This is a genomic window from Bradyrhizobium sp. 26S5, assembly GCF_036923295.1.
Classification (GTDB): Bacteria; Pseudomonadota; Alphaproteobacteria; order Rhizobiales; family Xanthobacteraceae; genus Bradyrhizobium; species Bradyrhizobium septentrionale.
The window spans coordinates 8,028,862-8,043,651 of record NZ_CP145948.1; the positions used below are offsets into that span (position 1 = coordinate 8,028,862).

Genomic DNA, 14,790 nt, shown 5'->3' on the forward strand with positions numbered 1-14,790 from the left:
CCACATGCGTGCCCATCAAGAACGCATGTGGAGAAGTAAAGACAGCGCGTTGCGCGCTCGCCTTTCGGTCCTGGCCAACGATGTGTCGAGTTTAGCGAGCGCACTCTTGCCACCCCGCGCTCGCTCGACTGCCCCATCAATGTGCCCCGAGTCGTCATAAACGAAAATGATAGACACATATTTGACAACGTCACTCAGCAGGCCGTCCAAATAGCGCGCAGATCGTCTCACAAGTTGAATGATTTGCCCGATGCACCGTGTGGTATTTTGCGCCTCTTCAACCGGCAGTTGATCAACGGCGCGCGCGTTCGCGTGCCTCGCGCGGGCTGACACCGAACTCGCGGCGGAAGGCGCGGGTGAAATCCGACGCCAGCTTGAAGCCGTGCCGATAGGCGACCTCCTGCACCTGCCGGTCGGTGATCGCGACGAGCTCTGCATGCGCCGCGCGCAGCCGCTTGCGCATGATATAGCCGGCGACACCACCGACGCTCTCGAATGCACGGTAGAGTGCAGAACGCGAGATCCGCAATTGCTGCGCAATGCGATCCGGCGTGAGGTCGAAGTCGCCGAGATGCGCCTCTATATAACGGCGCGCGCGCTCGAACAGGATGGACTCGATGGCGCCCTGCCCTTGCTCCACCCCGTCAGCCGACAGCTCGATGCACGCGGCGATCATGTTCGCGGTCGCCCGTCCGGCCTGCCTCAGCTCGTCCGGTGACATCTGAATCAAACGCATCTCGAGCCGGTCCAGATAATCCGCAAGCAGCTCGATCAGATTGCCTGAGAGAATGGTGTTGCAGACGCTGTCGAGTTGCTCGGCGACGCCCGCGAAGGCGCCGCGCCGCAAGCCAATCACCAGGCCGTCATAATCCGTGATGCGGCCGCGGAAGTCGTCGTCAAGCGAGATCATGAACATCGCGCCAGGCCCGGCAAGGATTTGCCGCTCGCCGGTCTCGAACCAGGCTTCTCCCGAGCGCACGCGGAACAACCACCAGATATCGACCGGGGGACGCTGCGACGACTCGGACATACGCGCAAAGGTCTGACCGGCAAACTGCCCGGATGAGAACACGATGTCAGCCATGTTGCAGGTGAGGTATTCGACCTCGAACCCGCGTGCAGGGTCGTGGCCGTCCGGTGGCGCCACGTCGAGCAGCGAGGCCATGCGCGTCTTCCAGACCTCAAACTGTTCCGGCGCCGGATAGGGTCTGGTCGAGAAGAGCCGCGGCGGCGCCGGCGTGATGTCCCTGATGTCCCGGGGCTCGCGTGGCAGGGGAACCTGTTCCAGGAGCTTGGCTGCGCTCACCGGCCTATTGTCGTCTTCTTGCATGTAATTTCGTCCCCCGTTGTCGCAAACGACGAACGTCGGCTCAACGGAGGTGCATTCCCAAGGTTGCGTCGCCGGCCTCTGACGGACCGGCGAATTTTCAGGCAGACGGAGAAGCGGGATTTTCTGGATGCGGGCATGTCATCCTGCTTACGATGGCCGCTCCTGATAGGGCCGATGCAGGTTCCTGCGGCACTCGTGCTCACACATGGCATTCATCATTGTCGCGAATTGTCGCGTGGTTGCCGGATCCGGCTCGAGAACCCATCGCCGAGATCGCTCGAGTGATCTAGAGAACAATCTGCGCGAGAACCAGAGGAGCGGCAATGCGCATCGTGAAGAAATCCAAAATTGCTTTCGTGCGATGCGATCGGGCAACGCATCGTCGCGGCGTGTTCAGAAAATTTTCGCGATCTTCGCGCTGAGACGAAACGCACGTAGCGGCCGAGAACAGACGTAAGCACGGTACATGACATATCGAGAATCCAGCGCACCGGATTCCCGTCGACCGCGACTGAAGACGTGTGCCTAATCATGTGGCAATCCACCGCGCGCGACGTGAATGCGATCCATGCGAACAGAACACGCGGGCTGCGCGAGCCGCACATGTTGTCGCAGGTTGCGGCATCCTCATATGAACGTCGAGATGACGAAGGTCATAACGGTTCGTCACATTGCGCGGCGACCCCAGCCCTCATCATCGATGGCGGACACGACCTCTGCTCGGGCGTCGCCCGCGGCTATGCCTTGCTTTGCCCGATCTGGTCGAGCCACGCCGCAAAGCGCGGATGTTTCACGAACCTCACTTTCACCACCGCCAATTCCTGCTGGAAGACAGGCAGGGAGAGCACCCTTTCGATATCGGGCTCCCTGATCTTCCAGATCCCCGGCGGAATGAAGCCATGGACCTTGAGTTCAAAGAGCTAGAAGATCGAGAAGATAACTTCATGCACGATCCGGCGCTCGTCCGGCGTCATCTCAATGGTGCCGGCGGCGCCCTCGTCATGGAACGCCGCCGTTGGCAGGCGGCGTCGCAGGTCGGAAATGCGGTCGGAATATCTGAGGAAGATGTCGGCGCCGAGCCGCCGGTTGTTGGTGTGGAGCGCAGTGTAGATCGCCGTGATGCCGACGATGATGGTCCCGAGCGTCATGAATTTCAGGATGTGATCGAGCACTGCGATTTCTCCTCCGACCTTCCATGATCGCGCGAGAGGCCCTGTGCGCCCTCTGGTTCCCGTCCCTTTATTACCGCAGCCGCAGCGATCGTCGAGATGCCGATCACTGAGTTGCCTGACGGCGCAAGCCCCCGCAGCAAAAATATTTCGGTTTATTGGAATGACAACTCGGTGGTGTGGTTTGCCCGTCTCACCCGATCGAGGGGCGCTTCGCGGTCGTCACGAACTTTCCCTGCGCCCTCTGCGAGAGAGGGCGGAACGAAGAGCAAAGCTCGGACGATTCATGTCGCGAGAATGCGATGCTGTGTCCCCACCCTCACTGTCATCGCCCGGCTCGACCGGGCGATCCAGTACGCCGCGGCCTCTCGATTGAGCTCAGGCGTCTCTGGAATACTGGATCACCCGCATGCGCGGGTGATGACACCGAAGCTAGCTGTTTGACAGGTTGAATCGGAATTTTGCAGCAGCGGTCTCGGCGTGGCCGTGCCATACGAGATCTAGCAAGAGAATGGAGATCGTGTTTGCCCAGCCGTAGCCTGCGGCGACAGTCCGTCTTCGCTTTCGCAAGCTCAAGCTACGCCGGACACGCTTCAACCTGAAGGTCTCCGCGTGGCTGCGCCACGCGAAGCCCGAAGTAAGAAGATAATGAAGCGTGGCTTGCCGAGCCGTAGCTCGCGGCCAAAGGCCCGCCTACGCCCGTCGGGCTTCGGCGTGGCATCCTTCTCTCGCTTCGCGAGCGAAGGATGGTGGGTGCGACAGGGATCGAACCTGTGACCCCTACCATGTCAACGAAGCGGCGGGGCCAATAAACGCATTCCGATCAGTTGCTTATGCCACCGTTCACGGTGGAACGTCGGTAGACCAGACCGCGAACAGAGCAGGTGCAACGCGCAAACCGCGCGCAAATTCCGGCCCCCCTGAAAGCGAAGGGGCCGCCCTGCCAGGCGGCCCCCGCAACAACTTGGATATCTCGAGCACCGACAACATACACGCCCACGATGATGTAGCCAACAGGCAAGCATCACGCATAGCCCGGTCGTTTCTGGTCGGCTACGCCCTTGCCGCCGCGATTGCCCAACTGGCGTTTGGGTTTGCGCGATGACCGGATCTCCTCTTCTACATCAAACTGAGATTCCGGACCTTGAGGTCGAGATCGCAGCCGACGCGCTACGCGTGCTCTGGGAAAGCGATCGGAACCGACAGGCTATCAGAGAGACCGGTCACGGTGCCTCGTACCTGTATATGGCCATCGTGGCCCTCGAGGCCGCCGCAAAGGTCCGTGGTCGAGCCGCAGTAAACTCGGAGGGAGTGCCCCTCCAATGACAGTAAGCAAAACTCGCGTCGAGTTCTTCATGCGCAAGCTGAAGTGGCTCGATGCCGTCGGCCTGGCAGCGGGCAAGGACCACATTGCGGCCCATGTGGCGATGGTTATCGCCAAGCACATGAATAGCGACACCGGGGAGACCTTTGTCGGCCGGGAGACGATCGCCGACTTGATCGGGGTTCACGTCCGGACTGCGGAACTCTCAATTCAAAAGATCGAGGCGCTGGGCTTCCTGAAGGTGCAGCGAGCGCGCGGTCGCGGGCACGTCAACACCTACACCATGACCTTCCCAGAAAAGGCGGTCTCCGAACCGCCTTTTACCGACGAAAAGGCGGTCCCTACACCGCCTATTCGGGAGCCAGAAAAGGCGGTCGACGACCACCTAAAAGGCGGTGAAGGCGCCCCTAAAAGGCGGTCCCCAGACCGCCCTAACCTTAAAGAATATAACCTTGAAGATTTAACCTTAGGAAAATCTGGGAACGAAACGGCTGCTGTGGCGGCACCTCCGCCACCTCCTCGGCCACCACCCGCGGCGCGACCTCCGGTTCTCAGACCGATGGTCCAGCCGCGACCCAAAACGTTCGAAAACCGTGGCGGCTTTGAGCAGCGCTTGGCCGAGCTAATCACCGAGGCGGGCGGCGACGGCTGGGAAATCCTAATGGACCTTGACGAGGTCAGGGTCGCGGCACTTTGTCGGCGGTTGAAGAACGGCGTCCTGACACAGATCGAGATCAACGAGCTTTGTGGGCCGCGCAATCGGGCGGGAGGCGCGCATGCCTGATGCCCCGCGCCGCAGCCGCAGTATGCGCCGATTAACCCGTATGGGCGGCACTGTTCGCGTGACCCCTATCCGGAGCCGGTTGGCGGATGAGGAGCCGGCGTTCGCCGTCACCTGGCATTCGTCCGGCGGCGAACTCGGCTGGATGTCTCCGCGCATCCACTCTGAGGACGCTGCTGATGCCGCAGCAGCCTGCCTGGCTGATTTCGCGCACGCGGTGCTGGCGCGATGAGCCGAACTGAAAGCCTGCTGCCATGTGACGCCGTCGCAACGAAAAAACAACGGCATGCTCGTCACTCACAGGAGTCCCGCCTTCGCAAAAAATTGGGCTTGATCCGGATCTGGGTCACCGTTCCGCGCACGACCGCAGATTTTCTGCAGGATCGTGGCTACCTCCCTGAGTGGGACACGGAAGATCGCGAGGCCATCAGCGCCGCGGCCTCGAAATTCATTCTGGCCAACCGATTGTTCGGTGATGACGCGTGACAGCACACGCAGTCAGTGGAGCGACGTGAGTTATGATTCGGAAACTACTGAATTGGGCATTGAGAATGCAGTTACCAGACCGGGAAGCGATCAGGTTGGCAGCGCGCGGCGTGATGCCGGCCGACATGGTCGCTGCAGAGACCGAACTTGCCAAGATCCAGCAAGCGCAGGCGGATTTGTGTTCACGGATCCAGGCGGAGAAAGATATCGCGAGCGGCGTTTACGGTTCCTCCTTGAAATTTATCACCGAGGACGATCGCCGCGCAGCACAAATTCGCCTCAACGGTCTCAACGCTGAGGCAGCGCGGCTCGACCGATTGGCAGCGACTACTCGCGAGCGCATTCGGTCGTCGAGCGCAGAGAACGCCGATGCTGTCCGACACGCGATTGTCCCTCTTCGAAAATCTGCAGCGGAGGGCATCATTCGCAACATCAAAGAACTATCGACGGCGATCGACGCGCTCAACGCATCAGGGCTCGCCTTGAAGGAAGCCGGGATCCCCGCGGTCCTAATGCCCGCGCCGCTGCTCAGCGGGATGCTGGCTATCGCGCAATCGATTATCTCGGCGAATGCGCCGGAAGAGGAGAGAAGCTAAGATGCCGCCCGTATTTAAGCTCTTGAAGCGGTCGAAGCCGGTAAAAATCTTGCCGGAGATCGAAGACCTGCACAGGATCAAAAAGCTGCAGAAAGAACTCGCCCGGGATCTCGACCTATCGAGGGTCGGCGAGGACCGGCCGATGTCGTTTCGTGCCCGGCACCTCGCCCGATTGAAGATCGAATTCGAGCGGCGGTACGGCCACGAGCCCGATATCCGGAAACTCGGGAAGTAACGCGATGACTCGAAAATATCTTATCGACGGCGCGCTCCTGACTGCGGAACAGGTCGGTGAGATTAAGAACCCGACCGAGTCCCAGAAGCGGCAGTTCATCCAACAGAGCGGTATTAGCGATCAAAAGCTGCAAGATATCGAGGCGATGATGGATGCGATAGCTCCTGTCATCCGCGACTATGTCGTCAAGGCGGCGACGCCGCTGGTGGATCGAATTTGTGAGCTGGAGCAGAAGGTGGCCGAGCTTGCAGATCGCCCGCTTGTGCCTTGGCAGGGCGTTTGGGACGCCGAGAAGGAATTCAAAAGGAATACGTTTTGCAGTGACAAGGGCGCGATGTGGATTGCGATGTGCGATTCAAAGGGCATTCGTCCTGGATCTGGCGACGGTGTCTGGCGCCTTTGCGTTAAAGCCGGCCGCGATGCGAAGGATGCGCGATGACCAAGGTCAACGATATCGATGCGATCATCGCTAAGGCGCGTTCAGAAATCTCCAATATCATTTCTGAATCCGAAGAAAAATTCATCGTCGACACTGTGGAAAGGGGCGCGTTGACAGTCGATGAAGCCCTCGCCGTTTTGCACGATAATCGCGGGACGGTGCGGGACGCTTCCGAAGAGATCGTGACTAACCTTCGCGAGTGGTTAGAGCGCGGTGCGACTGATTTGCACTAGGTGACAACGATGATGATCTTTTACGATGTGAACATCGAGCTATGCCGGCACCGCGATGCGGCTTTGACGGCTTTCGGCAACCAACTTGCCGATGCCGGAATTGAAATTCAGGGCGAACGATTCCGGACCGAGATGTTGGCCTACGCGGCTCGGCTGGAACAATGGCGATATGAGGCACTCGTCAGGATCGGCAAGCGTATCGGCGTGGTCTCAGGGGAGCGGGCCAGTGCGGCGCTCCATTAAATTTAGATCGAGTTCGCGCCGCGGACGTACCGGCGCCGACAACGAGACTGAGCAAGGGCAGAGAATGCCTTGCTCGGTCTCGTCATTACCTCCAGCCATCATTAAAACGGACATCCTAATATGAGTTTGGTTGCACTCGACGGAACGCCGCTCACCATCGTTGGCTGTCCGCTTCGTCGCTTCGTGCCGAATTGCGCTTCACTAACGGGCAATGCGATCAGCGCAGCCAATGATTCCTTACTCATGATTGGCTACGTCTTCACGGAAGATGGCGCATCTCACACGATCGATACGACCGGCTCATCTTCATTCGGGTGGAGATGCGGACCAAGCCTGACTTTCGCTAACGCCGGCACCACGGTTAAGGTGGGGCTGGCCGCTGTGGATACAGCCAACGGGCCTCCGGTTCGGGCGGTAAATGTTGCCAACGCCATCACGTTTGACGTCGCCGCCGTCTTCACTGGGGGCGGAGGAGGCATCACGGGGAGCGCTTGGCAGACCAGCGTTCCGACGACTGGAACTAAGACCGTCGCAAATGGCGACTTCCTGGCGTTTGCTGTGCAGATGACAGCGAAGGGCGGCTCGGATTCGCTCCAGGTTCAGTGCGCCAGCCAAGGCGGCATTGTTGGCGTTATGCCGACCGTTACGACTGGCTCGTCCTATTCAAACACCACACAGCTCCCGAACGCGGTAATCACCTTTTCGGACGGCGTGAGGGGCTATTTTTACGGTGGCTATGTCGCGAGTTCCTCAACGACGCAGACGTGGAGTAGCGCGGACACCTTAAAAGAATACGGCAACATGATCCAACTGCCGGTCCCCGCTAAGGCTTACGGCATCGTTTTCAACGCCGCTTTGTTCGGCAACACCGACGCGATCCTCTATTCCGATCCGCTCGGTACGCCGGCAGCCCAAAAGACGGTATCTATCGATCTCAATACGATTGGTGTGGCATCGGCCGGGCCAATTGTCGTGCTGTTTCCGTCACCTTACTCGATGAGCGCGAACACACCTTATGCGGCCATATTGAAGCCGACGACCTCCACGTCAATTCAGGCTGACTTCAAGACGTATGCCTCATCGGCCCATCAGTCGTCAGAAAGCGGTAGCAATGGCTATGCAATCAACCGCAACACGGGCGCTTTTGCCGCGCAGAACTCTTCGAAAGACCGGTTCGGCATCGGTCTTCTAGTCGGCGCCTTCGATAGCGGTGGGGGCGGAGGCAGTTTCTCTGTGGGCGTGATCGGGTGTTGAAATGGTCATGAAATCCAATGCGATTTGGGTCGCGGGAAACTGGGCGGTGGGACTAGTGACCGGCAGTCCGACCCATCCGGGGCTCAACGAAGACGGTCCAGCTAAGCCCACTTTCCTTCAGATCCAGTTCAATGACCGGGAACCGATCGTCCTCGCGATCGTGGCTCAAGAGGCGGTGGCAATCGCGCGGTCGATACTAGACCAGTATGAGAACCCGCCGCCGTCGCCAGATCGTTACAGCTGAAGACAACAATGAGCACAACAGCAAGCCAAGCCCGGCCGTGGACTCGGTGGTACTGGTCCTCGCGGTGGCGAGCTATTCGCGCTGCGCAGCTAAAGGCAGAGCCGTGGTGTAGGTTCTGCCTAGATGCCGGCGAACTCGTGCGCGCGACCGTGTGCGATCACATCGAGAGGCATAACGGCGACCAGGTTAGGTTTTGGTCGGGGCCGTTTCAAAGCTTATGCGAACCTCACCACAACTCCTCAAAGCAACGGGCTGAGCGGCGCGGGTACAGCAGTGCAGTTGACGAGGCTGGCTGGCCCACGGACCAGCGGCACCCTGCGAACAGCGGCCAGCTAACTAAAAGACATGGGTAATATCAATGGCATACCGGGGGGGGTCGTGTTTTGAAAATCGTAGGCTTACTTCCGCCACCGCATGCTTCAGCCAGCTTAGCATCGCGTCCAGAATTCTTGCCATCCATGGCCAGGTAAAAGCAGTCCCAGGAGTCCTTATTTGAAGTCGGGTAGAAAATCGCAGAACGAGCTCGCCACCATCGTCGTAGGCGCAGGCAAACGTATGCCTTCCCCGCCGCCGGCTGAGCTGACCGACGCGCAAGCGATGGTATGGCGCGATTCAGTGGGCTCGATGCCCGGAGAGTGGCTGACGCGCGCTGCGTATCCGATCTTGATCGCTTATTGCCGGCACGCGTGCCGGGCCCGCCTGCTTGAGATGCAGATCGCGAAGTTTGAACCGGAATGGACGCGTGTCGATGGTGGACTGGAGCGCCTCGACAAGATGCTGGCAATGGCAGAGCGGGAGACGCGGGCAATTTCCGCCTGTGCCCGGGCGCTGCGTCTCACGCCTCAGGCACAGATGCACCCTAGGACGGCTGGCCGCCGGCTTAACGATGCTCCGCAGGGTGCGCGCCCGTGGGAGTGAGGAAACCAGCCAAAAGACAAAAGCGGGTCACGCGGGCGCAGCGAAACATTGCCTGGGTAGAGAAACATTGCCGGATCCCGGAAGGCAAGCATGTGGGAAAGCCTCTGAAGCTCGCTCCGTTCATGCGAGAAGACTTCGTCGCGATCTACGACAATCCAGCGGGCACTCGCCGGGCGATCATCAGCCGTGGGCGGAAGAACGCGAAGACGACGGAAGCGGCCGTCATCCTGCTCCTGCATTTGTGCGGTCCCGAGGCCAAGCCGAACTCTCAACTCTTCAGTGACGCACAATCCCGCGACCAAGCAGGAATTCTATTTAATCTCGCCGCGAAAATCATCCGGCTTTCGCCATCCCTGATCGATTACTGCGGCATCCGGGAGAGCGGCAAACAGATCTACTGCGAGGAGTTGGGAACGCTCTACCGTGCCTTGTCGGCGGACGCGCCAACTGCGCATGGGCTCTCGCCCGCGCTTATCGTGCATGATGAGCTTGGCCAGGTCAGAGGCCCTCGGTCTGAACTTTACGAAGCGCTAGAAACTGCGACGGCGGCCCAGGAAGACCCGCTCTCGGTGATCATCTCGACGCAGGCGCCGACCGATAGCGACCTACTGTCCATTTTGATCGACGACGCCAAGGCCGGCCACGACAAACGCACCGTCCTGCGATTCCATGCTGCGCCAGCCGAGCTCGATACTTTCTCGAAGGAGGCAATCAAAGCCGCGAACCCGGCGTTCGATCTATTCATGAACAAACGCGAAGTGCTTGCAATGGCGGCCGACGCGGAACGTATGCCTTCGCGCCAGTCCGAATACGAGAACCTGGTTCTTAATCGGCGCGTCGAAGCGGCATCGCCTTTCATATCGCGCGACCTCTGGAAATCCTGCGGCGGTCCGGTCGGGGAATTCGACAAAAAGACACCACTGTACGGCGGGCTCGACCTATCTGAGGTGAATGACCTGACCGCTTTCGTGCTGATCGGAAAGATTGATGGCATATGGCACGTCAAGCCGACTTTCTGGCTTCCGGGCAACGGACTTGCGGAGCGAGCAAAGAAAGATCGGGCGCCGTATGACCTGTGGAAGGATCAGGGTTATCTGCTCGCGGCCCCGGGCAACAGCATAGACTACGAATACGTTGCGGGCTGGCTACGCGGCGAGTTCGATCGATACAACATCCGTACGATCGCGTTTGACCGTTGGAATATGCGGCACCTTAAACCGTGGCTGGCAAAGGCCGGCTTCACCGAGAAGTTCATCGATGATCACTTTAAGGAATTTGGCCAGGGCACGCAGAGTATGTCGCCGGCACTGAGAGAACTTGAGGCCGACATTTTGAATGGACGGATTGCGCACGGCAATCACCCGGTCCTTTCGATGTGCGCGGCCAATGCTGTCGTCGACGGGAAAGATGCGTCGAACCGTAAGCTATCAAAATCACGAAGCGCTGGACGGATCGACGGCATGGTGGCGCTCGCGATGGCAAAAGGCGCGGCTCCGCTTGATGACATTAAGCCGCCGCGGAAATATCAGCTACTTTTTGCATAGGAGATTTGGAATGAAGTTATTCGATCTGCATCTAGAATTTGGCCAATCGAACATCAGAACGCGATGCGATTCCGACAAGATTGACGGCGTCTTAGCCTACTGGAACGCGACTCTCGATGAGAACGGCTTTCAAGGGGAAGAGCAGCGCCGGTCAAAATCGTCGGAATTCATCGTTGATCGATTGGGTGAAGACCTGCACCACAATAATCACGAGGTCTCCTATGATTGCATCGCTGCGGCGCTATTTCTGATCTCAACGGGGCCAATTGGCACAACGGCCATGCCGCATCTTCGCCAAGGTGGCGTCACCGTGATAAATGAAATCACCGAAGTTGGAGAGCGGAAGTACAATTTCCGAACCAAGTTCGATGCTAAGACTTCCGCGGCTATGCAGCTGTGACGATCGCCCTTGTTGGGCGGTGGCTTTTCATATGCGCCGCCTCTTGCCATCTGGATCTATCGGCCATTTCCAAACAATGAACGGATAAGTCTTCACGCCTTGGGGCTTGGCCAGAATTTCAGTGATCGTTTCACCATACATGCAGCGCCAGCCGTCATCAGTGAGTCGCCAGCCGATCTCTCCATAGTGACGAGCATTCGGACCAGCTTCAATCAGCCCCAGCGCTAGCAAGCTATCGGTGGTTTTCGTGCCGACGCTAGTGCCGAGCTCGGCCTTGATATGGAAGCTGCGGTGATCCAACGCCATGCGGTTAAGCGCTTGCCGCTCCTTTGACGTTAGGTTTCTGCTCATTGCTTCACCAGTGATCAATAACGAACCCGTCGCTTTGCAAAATTCTGTAGGTCACGATTTCTATCGTGAAGAAATTTAACATAATCATCCAACGTCTTTAGGACGTTGATCCCGTCAGCTGTCTGCGAACCTGCTTCATCGACTGGATATGCGAGCAGGTAATCCAACTGCTCGAGTTGCGTCACGCTCTCTACTCGGTTTCTGACGCTGAGTATCTGTTGGTGATGTTGCCAAAGACTTCCGCTAGTCATGGCCCGAAACTTACCGTGCAAGCCGGCTAACGATTCGACGTAGCTGCGAATCATGGGTTTCAGCGGCAGTTCGTCGGGCCCCTGTCTAAGCTCGTCTATGGTTTTCCGACGGAACGTCGGATCTCTGGCTAGATCTGTCACTCGGATGTAAGGCTTCATTTCAAAGTCCAGAAAGTCACCGCTGGGATTCCAGGACCTGCCAATGGAATAACCATGGACGGCTAGAGCGCTATGTTGCGCGTAGTTTCGCAGACCGGCCATGATCCGATAGTGTACGCTCCCATCAAACACATGGTGGGTTAGGTGCTCGACGTGCGACCATGCATCCTCTTTTCCAGTTATCCCCTTAGAGTGATGCTGTATAGAATCTTGATACAAGCGGACTGAAGCCAAGAAATTAAGCAGTTGGCGAGATAGGTCGGTCCGGAATTGATGCGCTTCAACATTGCTGCGGTCCTCGCCCATCAGCTCTCGCAACGTGTAATCAAATATCAATCGCTCGATGTCCGCATAATTCAGGATTATGCCGTTGAACTTCTCTTCAATATCAACAGAGTGAATCAACGCCTCGACGGCCGTAACCAGGTCGTCGTATTCTTGCGGGGTTATCTCGACCTTGAACGCTGGCCCCGCAGGCATGGGGACCACGACATATTTTTGTTCTGACGTCGACTTCGCTACATCCGGTCCGGCTGCATCTTGATCACTCATACCGCCCCACTATCGATCGCCTACAGGCCCTTATTGGATGCCGTCAACCTCGGTTGGTATTTCACGCTCACCAAGGCTTTGTAGATCAGCGAAAACTCGACTCTTTCCGTGTCGGTGAGCCAGACGGTCGTCCGCGTGACTGAAACGTCCATGTTTGATGCCGGCCGGCCATACTTCGCTTTGAGTTCGTCCTGAAGTCTGAAGGCTTGGTCTACATCTTTGAGATAAAGAAGCACCGACGAAAGTCTACTAGTCTTCCTGTCAAAATATGCGACGGCCTTAAAATCGAACGGTCCGGATTGATAGGGGCCGGTTGCCCCAGCAAATTCAGCGTCCGTGCTCAACTTCGCGCATGCGCCGTCGCAGCGCTCCATCTGGAGTTTTGACGCGGCGATCACTTCGTCGAGGCTCATGCCCCATTTCGTATATTGCCAATCAGCCTTGGCGGCCGAGACGGACTGCACGACGGCAAACAAAAGGGCTGCAATTGCCCAAACTGAGCGGTTCATGGAAATATCCCATAAAGAAAGGGATGATCGTACCGCAACCTAAGCGGGCGGGGAAGCAGGGTTCGGACGGACTGCAGCCCGTGTTTTTACGGTGGAGAAACGCCGGCTGGGCATGGGGACTGAGCCCCGAGCTTGCGGGCTTCATGCAATTCTTTCGGCGCGATAATGTCCGCAGCTGAAGCCTTTTCCCGTGTTGGAAAAAAGCTTGTTGTCGCGCTGCGCGCGAATCTCGCCGCTCTCTTGCGCGGCGTCGTATTCGTCTGCAAGTCGGCGCTTGGCAGTCGCCTCTGTAGACGAGGCGCGCGCCTGGCGCCTCGTCTCACAAATCTCGCTTCACTTATCTTTAAGGTACTTTTCGACCTTGGCGACTGATTTGCCAACGGCGCGAACTGCGCCCGCGAGCTGCTGGCCGGAAACATCGAATTTCTTCTTCCAATACTCCTTCTCCCAGTCCTCGTTCATGTTGATCGTCTTGCTGTCCGGCGATCCGCGCTTCTTTAGGTTATCGGCCATTTGGTCGCTCTCTCACGTTGTGAAGGCGCGACAGCGTATCGCAACCTAAGCGCGCAGGGAAGGCGGAGGCATCGAGGGCGAGAATTGTGGATCGCCCGCGCGCTACGGCTCCACGATGATCCGGAAGGCCTTCCTCAGTTCGGCCGTAGCCCGGGCCCGATCCAGAGCGGCCGGGTAGATCAGCTGCTCGTTGAGTTTGACCTCATATAGGATCGCGCCGGTCTCCGAGACCAGCGTGAACAGCCAGAACCGGCGCCCGGCTGGCGGGTGCCCATGTTCGCGTTCATAGCGGGCGGTGTAGACTTCGACGTCAGCCATCGGCCTTTGTTCCTTCCGAAGCGCCTGTTGGCCGCGTCCTGGGTTTGGTGCCAGAGCAAATCACTAGTGGTCGATATTAAGTTGCCGCTTCGGCTCTCGGAAGAGACAGCCTTCCGCAATCGCCGATGGAGGGCAAGGCCGGGCTTTTACGGGGCGCTGAATCAGCCGGAAACGCCCTTGTTAAAGTCGACCACTTCGCTCCAGTCGAGCCGGGTATCGACCCAACCGACCTTCCCGCAAGCGGTGCACTTCAGGTGGGCCGAGATGTCGTGCCAGTCCCAATCCGGAAGATCGGCAAGCTTTAGCCGGCCGTTGATCTTTAGAGGTCTTCAATCGTCGCAATTTGCGCCGAATGAAAAGCAAAGCGAGGTGGCGCAATCTTATCGCATCAAATGAAACAGTTCGAGCACGTCTGCCAGTCGAAGCTTCGTGCCGTTAGGCATGTGTTGCAGCAACAAATGGCGCGTATCGGCCGCTATTTCGTCGCGCTTGAGCGGATCACGCTCGGCATGAAAGAGACGCATTTTTTCGGCGAACGACCGTGCAACGTCCGGCGGGATCTCTAGCGGTTTTCGCCTGAATGGCATTTACCGGGTTTTCCAATCTTTGCTGAACGGCACGGCGCGCCCGGCAATATCATGCCAGTTGGGGACGATATTCACCGCACCGGCAACGCCACAAGTCCTGCAGACCATCCGCCAGCCGACACGGGACCACGGCTGATCCTGGGGTAAAGCGTCCAGTCGGAAATCCACCATTCGGCCGCAGCCGCCGTGACATTGGATATTACAAGTGACGTGGCCGTCAGCGAGCCATTCCGCGAGGCTGCCGGGCGGGAAGGTGCGGCCGGACCATTTCGTATATCGACGCTGGCGCATGCGCCGATGATTGCGTAGGTCGCGGGTTTAGAACAGCCGCTAGAGCTTGATGCGGTTTGTTGA

General features: G+C 58.3%; 22 protein-coding genes. 14 read left to right on the top strand and 8 right to left on the bottom strand.

Features of this window, described 5'->3' with window-relative positions; translation table 11 throughout:
- Positions 1–292: 292 nt before the first annotated feature.
- On the bottom strand, positions 293–1,165 hold the full coding sequence (locus tag V5279_RS37860; protein WP_338692009.1) for a helix-turn-helix domain-containing protein: 873 nt from the start codon (positions 1,163–1,165) through the stop codon (positions 293–295).
- A gap of 696 nt (positions 1,166–1,861) precedes the next feature.
- Here V5279_RS37860 and V5279_RS37865 point away from each other — a divergent pair.
- A complete protein-coding gene (locus V5279_RS37865) occupies positions 1,862–2,254 on the top strand; it encodes a hypothetical protein (protein ID WP_338692010.1) in 393 nt (130 codons plus the stop codon).
- Here V5279_RS37865 and V5279_RS37870 read toward each other — a convergent pair.
- Positions 2,251–2,502 carry a hypothetical protein gene (locus V5279_RS37870; RefSeq protein ID WP_338692011.1) on the bottom strand — a complete coding sequence of 84 codons (252 nt, stop codon included), beginning with the start codon at positions 2,500–2,502 and terminating at the stop codon, positions 2,251–2,253. The genes V5279_RS37865 and V5279_RS37870 overlap by 4 nt on opposite strands.
- 1,319 nt (positions 2,503–3,821) lie before the next feature.
- On the opposite strand from V5279_RS37870, the gene V5279_RS37875 reads away from it, so the two are divergent.
- From V5279_RS37875 to V5279_RS37935, 13 genes are all read left to right on the top strand, one after another.
- Complete coding sequence (locus tag V5279_RS37875) at positions 3,822–4,607, top strand: hypothetical protein (protein WP_338692012.1); 786 nt, start codon at positions 3,822–3,824, stop codon at positions 4,605–4,607.
- Entirely contained in the window at positions 4,600–4,836 is a 237-nt protein-coding gene (locus V5279_RS37880) for a hypothetical protein (RefSeq protein ID WP_338692013.1), read from the top strand. The genes V5279_RS37875 and V5279_RS37880 overlap by 8 nt, the downstream gene beginning before the upstream one ends.
- On the top strand, positions 4,833–5,090 hold the full coding sequence (locus V5279_RS37885) for a hypothetical protein (RefSeq protein WP_338692014.1): 258 nt from the start codon (positions 4,833–4,835) through the stop codon (positions 5,088–5,090). The genes V5279_RS37880 and V5279_RS37885 overlap by 4 nt, the downstream gene beginning before the upstream one ends.
- A gap of 65 nt (positions 5,091–5,155) precedes the next feature.
- Positions 5,156–5,686 (top strand): hypothetical protein, encoded by a 531-nt coding sequence (locus V5279_RS37890; protein ID WP_338692015.1) that lies wholly within the window; start codon positions 5,156–5,158, stop codon positions 5,684–5,686.
- Position 5,687: 1 nt separating this feature from the next.
- On the top strand, positions 5,688–5,921 hold the full coding sequence (locus tag V5279_RS37895; RefSeq protein ID WP_338692016.1) for a hypothetical protein: 234 nt from the start codon (positions 5,688–5,690) through the stop codon (positions 5,919–5,921).
- Between the two features lie 4 nt (positions 5,922–5,925).
- Complete coding sequence (locus V5279_RS37900; RefSeq protein WP_338692017.1) at positions 5,926–6,360, top strand: hypothetical protein; 435 nt, start codon at positions 5,926–5,928, stop codon at positions 6,358–6,360.
- Positions 6,357–6,593: a hypothetical protein gene (locus tag V5279_RS37905; RefSeq protein ID WP_338692019.1), complete on the top strand. Its 237-nt coding sequence runs from the start codon at positions 6,357–6,359 to the stop codon at positions 6,591–6,593. Before V5279_RS37900 ends, V5279_RS37905 begins: the two co-directional genes overlap by 4 nt.
- Before the next feature lie 9 nt (positions 6,594–6,602).
- A complete protein-coding gene (locus V5279_RS37910; protein WP_338692020.1) occupies positions 6,603–6,836 on the top strand; it encodes a hypothetical protein in 234 nt (77 codons plus the stop codon).
- 120 nt (positions 6,837–6,956) lie between these two features.
- The gene (locus tag V5279_RS37915) at positions 6,957–8,090 is read left to right on the top strand and encodes a hypothetical protein (protein WP_338692022.1); all 1,134 of its coding nucleotides are present in this window, start codon (positions 6,957–6,959) and stop codon (positions 8,088–8,090) included.
- Positions 8,091–8,097: 7 nt separating this feature from the next.
- A complete protein-coding gene (locus V5279_RS37920; protein WP_338692023.1) occupies positions 8,098–8,334 on the top strand; it encodes a hypothetical protein in 237 nt (78 codons plus the stop codon).
- 492 nt (positions 8,335–8,826) lie between these two features.
- A complete protein-coding gene (locus V5279_RS37925) occupies positions 8,827–9,252 on the top strand; it encodes a hypothetical protein (protein WP_338692024.1) in 426 nt (141 codons plus the stop codon).
- 92 nt (positions 9,253–9,344) lie between these two features.
- Positions 9,345–10,796: a terminase large subunit gene (locus tag V5279_RS37930; RefSeq protein WP_338692025.1), complete on the top strand. Its 1,452-nt coding sequence runs from the start codon at positions 9,345–9,347 to the stop codon at positions 10,794–10,796.
- Between the two features lie 10 nt (positions 10,797–10,806).
- Positions 10,807–11,196, top strand: coding sequence for a hypothetical protein (locus tag V5279_RS37935; protein ID WP_338692026.1), 390 nt, complete (start codon positions 10,807–10,809; stop codon positions 11,194–11,196).
- Between the two features lie 27 nt (positions 11,197–11,223).
- On the opposite strand, the gene V5279_RS37940 is transcribed toward V5279_RS37935, so the two are convergent.
- The 6 genes from V5279_RS37940 to V5279_RS37965 all read right to left on the bottom strand — a co-directional run bounded on the left by V5279_RS37940 (position 11,224) and on the right by V5279_RS37965 (position 14,436).
- Positions 11,224–11,547: a hypothetical protein gene (locus tag V5279_RS37940; RefSeq protein ID WP_338692027.1), complete on the bottom strand. Its 324-nt coding sequence runs from the start codon at positions 11,545–11,547 to the stop codon at positions 11,224–11,226.
- A 14-nt stretch (positions 11,548–11,561) separates the two neighbouring features.
- Complete coding sequence (locus V5279_RS37945) at positions 11,562–12,509, bottom strand: hypothetical protein (RefSeq protein WP_338692029.1); 948 nt, start codon at positions 12,507–12,509, stop codon at positions 11,562–11,564.
- Positions 12,510–12,529: 20 nt separating this feature from the next.
- Complete coding sequence (locus V5279_RS37950; protein ID WP_338692030.1) at positions 12,530–13,018, bottom strand: hypothetical protein; 489 nt, start codon at positions 13,016–13,018, stop codon at positions 12,530–12,532.
- 333 nt (positions 13,019–13,351) lie between these two features.
- Positions 13,352–13,531 carry a DUF3606 domain-containing protein gene (locus V5279_RS37955; RefSeq protein ID WP_338692031.1) on the bottom strand — a complete coding sequence of 60 codons (180 nt, stop codon included), beginning with the start codon at positions 13,529–13,531 and terminating at the stop codon, positions 13,352–13,354.
- Positions 13,532–13,633: 102 nt separating this feature from the next.
- The gene (locus V5279_RS37960; protein WP_338692032.1) at positions 13,634–13,849 is read right to left on the bottom strand and encodes a hypothetical protein; all 216 of its coding nucleotides are present in this window, start codon (positions 13,847–13,849) and stop codon (positions 13,634–13,636) included.
- Positions 13,850–14,229: 380 nt separating this feature from the next.
- Positions 14,230–14,436 carry a hypothetical protein gene (locus tag V5279_RS37965; RefSeq protein ID WP_338692033.1) on the bottom strand — a complete coding sequence of 69 codons (207 nt, stop codon included), beginning with the start codon at positions 14,434–14,436 and terminating at the stop codon, positions 14,230–14,232.
- Positions 14,437–14,790: the final 354 nt, after the last annotated feature.

Coding starts and splice junctions, on each gene's coding strand:
- V5279_RS37860 (WP_338692009.1), bottom strand. CDS start 1,165: ATGGCCTCGCTGCTCGACGTGGCGCCACCGGACGGCCACGACCCTGCA.
- V5279_RS37865 (WP_338692010.1), top strand. CDS start 1,862: ATGTGGCAATCCACCGCGCGCGACGTGAATGCGATCCATGCGAACAGA.
- V5279_RS37875 (WP_338692012.1), top strand. CDS start 3,822: ATGACAGTAAGCAAAACTCGCGTCGAGTTCTTCATGCGCAAGCTGAAG.
- V5279_RS37880 (WP_338692013.1), top strand. CDS start 4,600: ATGCCTGATGCCCCGCGCCGCAGCCGCAGTATGCGCCGATTAACCCGT.
- V5279_RS37885 (WP_338692014.1), top strand. CDS start 4,833: ATGAGCCGAACTGAAAGCCTGCTGCCATGTGACGCCGTCGCAACGAAA.
- V5279_RS37890 (WP_338692015.1), top strand. CDS start 5,156: ATGCAGTTACCAGACCGGGAAGCGATCAGGTTGGCAGCGCGCGGCGTG.
- V5279_RS37895 (WP_338692016.1), top strand. CDS start 5,688: ATGCCGCCCGTATTTAAGCTCTTGAAGCGGTCGAAGCCGGTAAAAATC.
- V5279_RS37900 (WP_338692017.1), top strand. CDS start 5,926: ATGACTCGAAAATATCTTATCGACGGCGCGCTCCTGACTGCGGAACAG.
- V5279_RS37905 (WP_338692019.1), top strand. CDS start 6,357: ATGACCAAGGTCAACGATATCGATGCGATCATCGCTAAGGCGCGTTCA.
- V5279_RS37910 (WP_338692020.1), top strand. CDS start 6,603: ATGATGATCTTTTACGATGTGAACATCGAGCTATGCCGGCACCGCGAT.
- V5279_RS37915 (WP_338692022.1), top strand. CDS start 6,957: ATGAGTTTGGTTGCACTCGACGGAACGCCGCTCACCATCGTTGGCTGT.
- V5279_RS37920 (WP_338692023.1), top strand. CDS start 8,098: ATGAAATCCAATGCGATTTGGGTCGCGGGAAACTGGGCGGTGGGACTA.
- V5279_RS37935 (WP_338692026.1), top strand. CDS start 10,807: ATGAAGTTATTCGATCTGCATCTAGAATTTGGCCAATCGAACATCAGA.
- V5279_RS37940 (WP_338692027.1), bottom strand. CDS start 11,547: ATGAGCAGAAACCTAACGTCAAAGGAGCGGCAAGCGCTTAACCGCATG.
- V5279_RS37945 (WP_338692029.1), bottom strand. CDS start 12,509: ATGAGTGATCAAGATGCAGCCGGACCGGATGTAGCGAAGTCGACGTCA.
- V5279_RS37950 (WP_338692030.1), bottom strand. CDS start 13,018: ATGAACCGCTCAGTTTGGGCAATTGCAGCCCTTTTGTTTGCCGTCGTG.
- V5279_RS37955 (WP_338692031.1), bottom strand. CDS start 13,531: ATGGCCGATAACCTAAAGAAGCGCGGATCGCCGGACAGCAAGACGATC.
- V5279_RS37960 (WP_338692032.1), bottom strand. CDS start 13,849: ATGGCTGACGTCGAAGTCTACACCGCCCGCTATGAACGCGAACATGGG.
- V5279_RS37965 (WP_338692033.1), bottom strand. CDS start 14,436: ATGCCATTCAGGCGAAAACCGCTAGAGATCCCGCCGGACGTTGCACGG.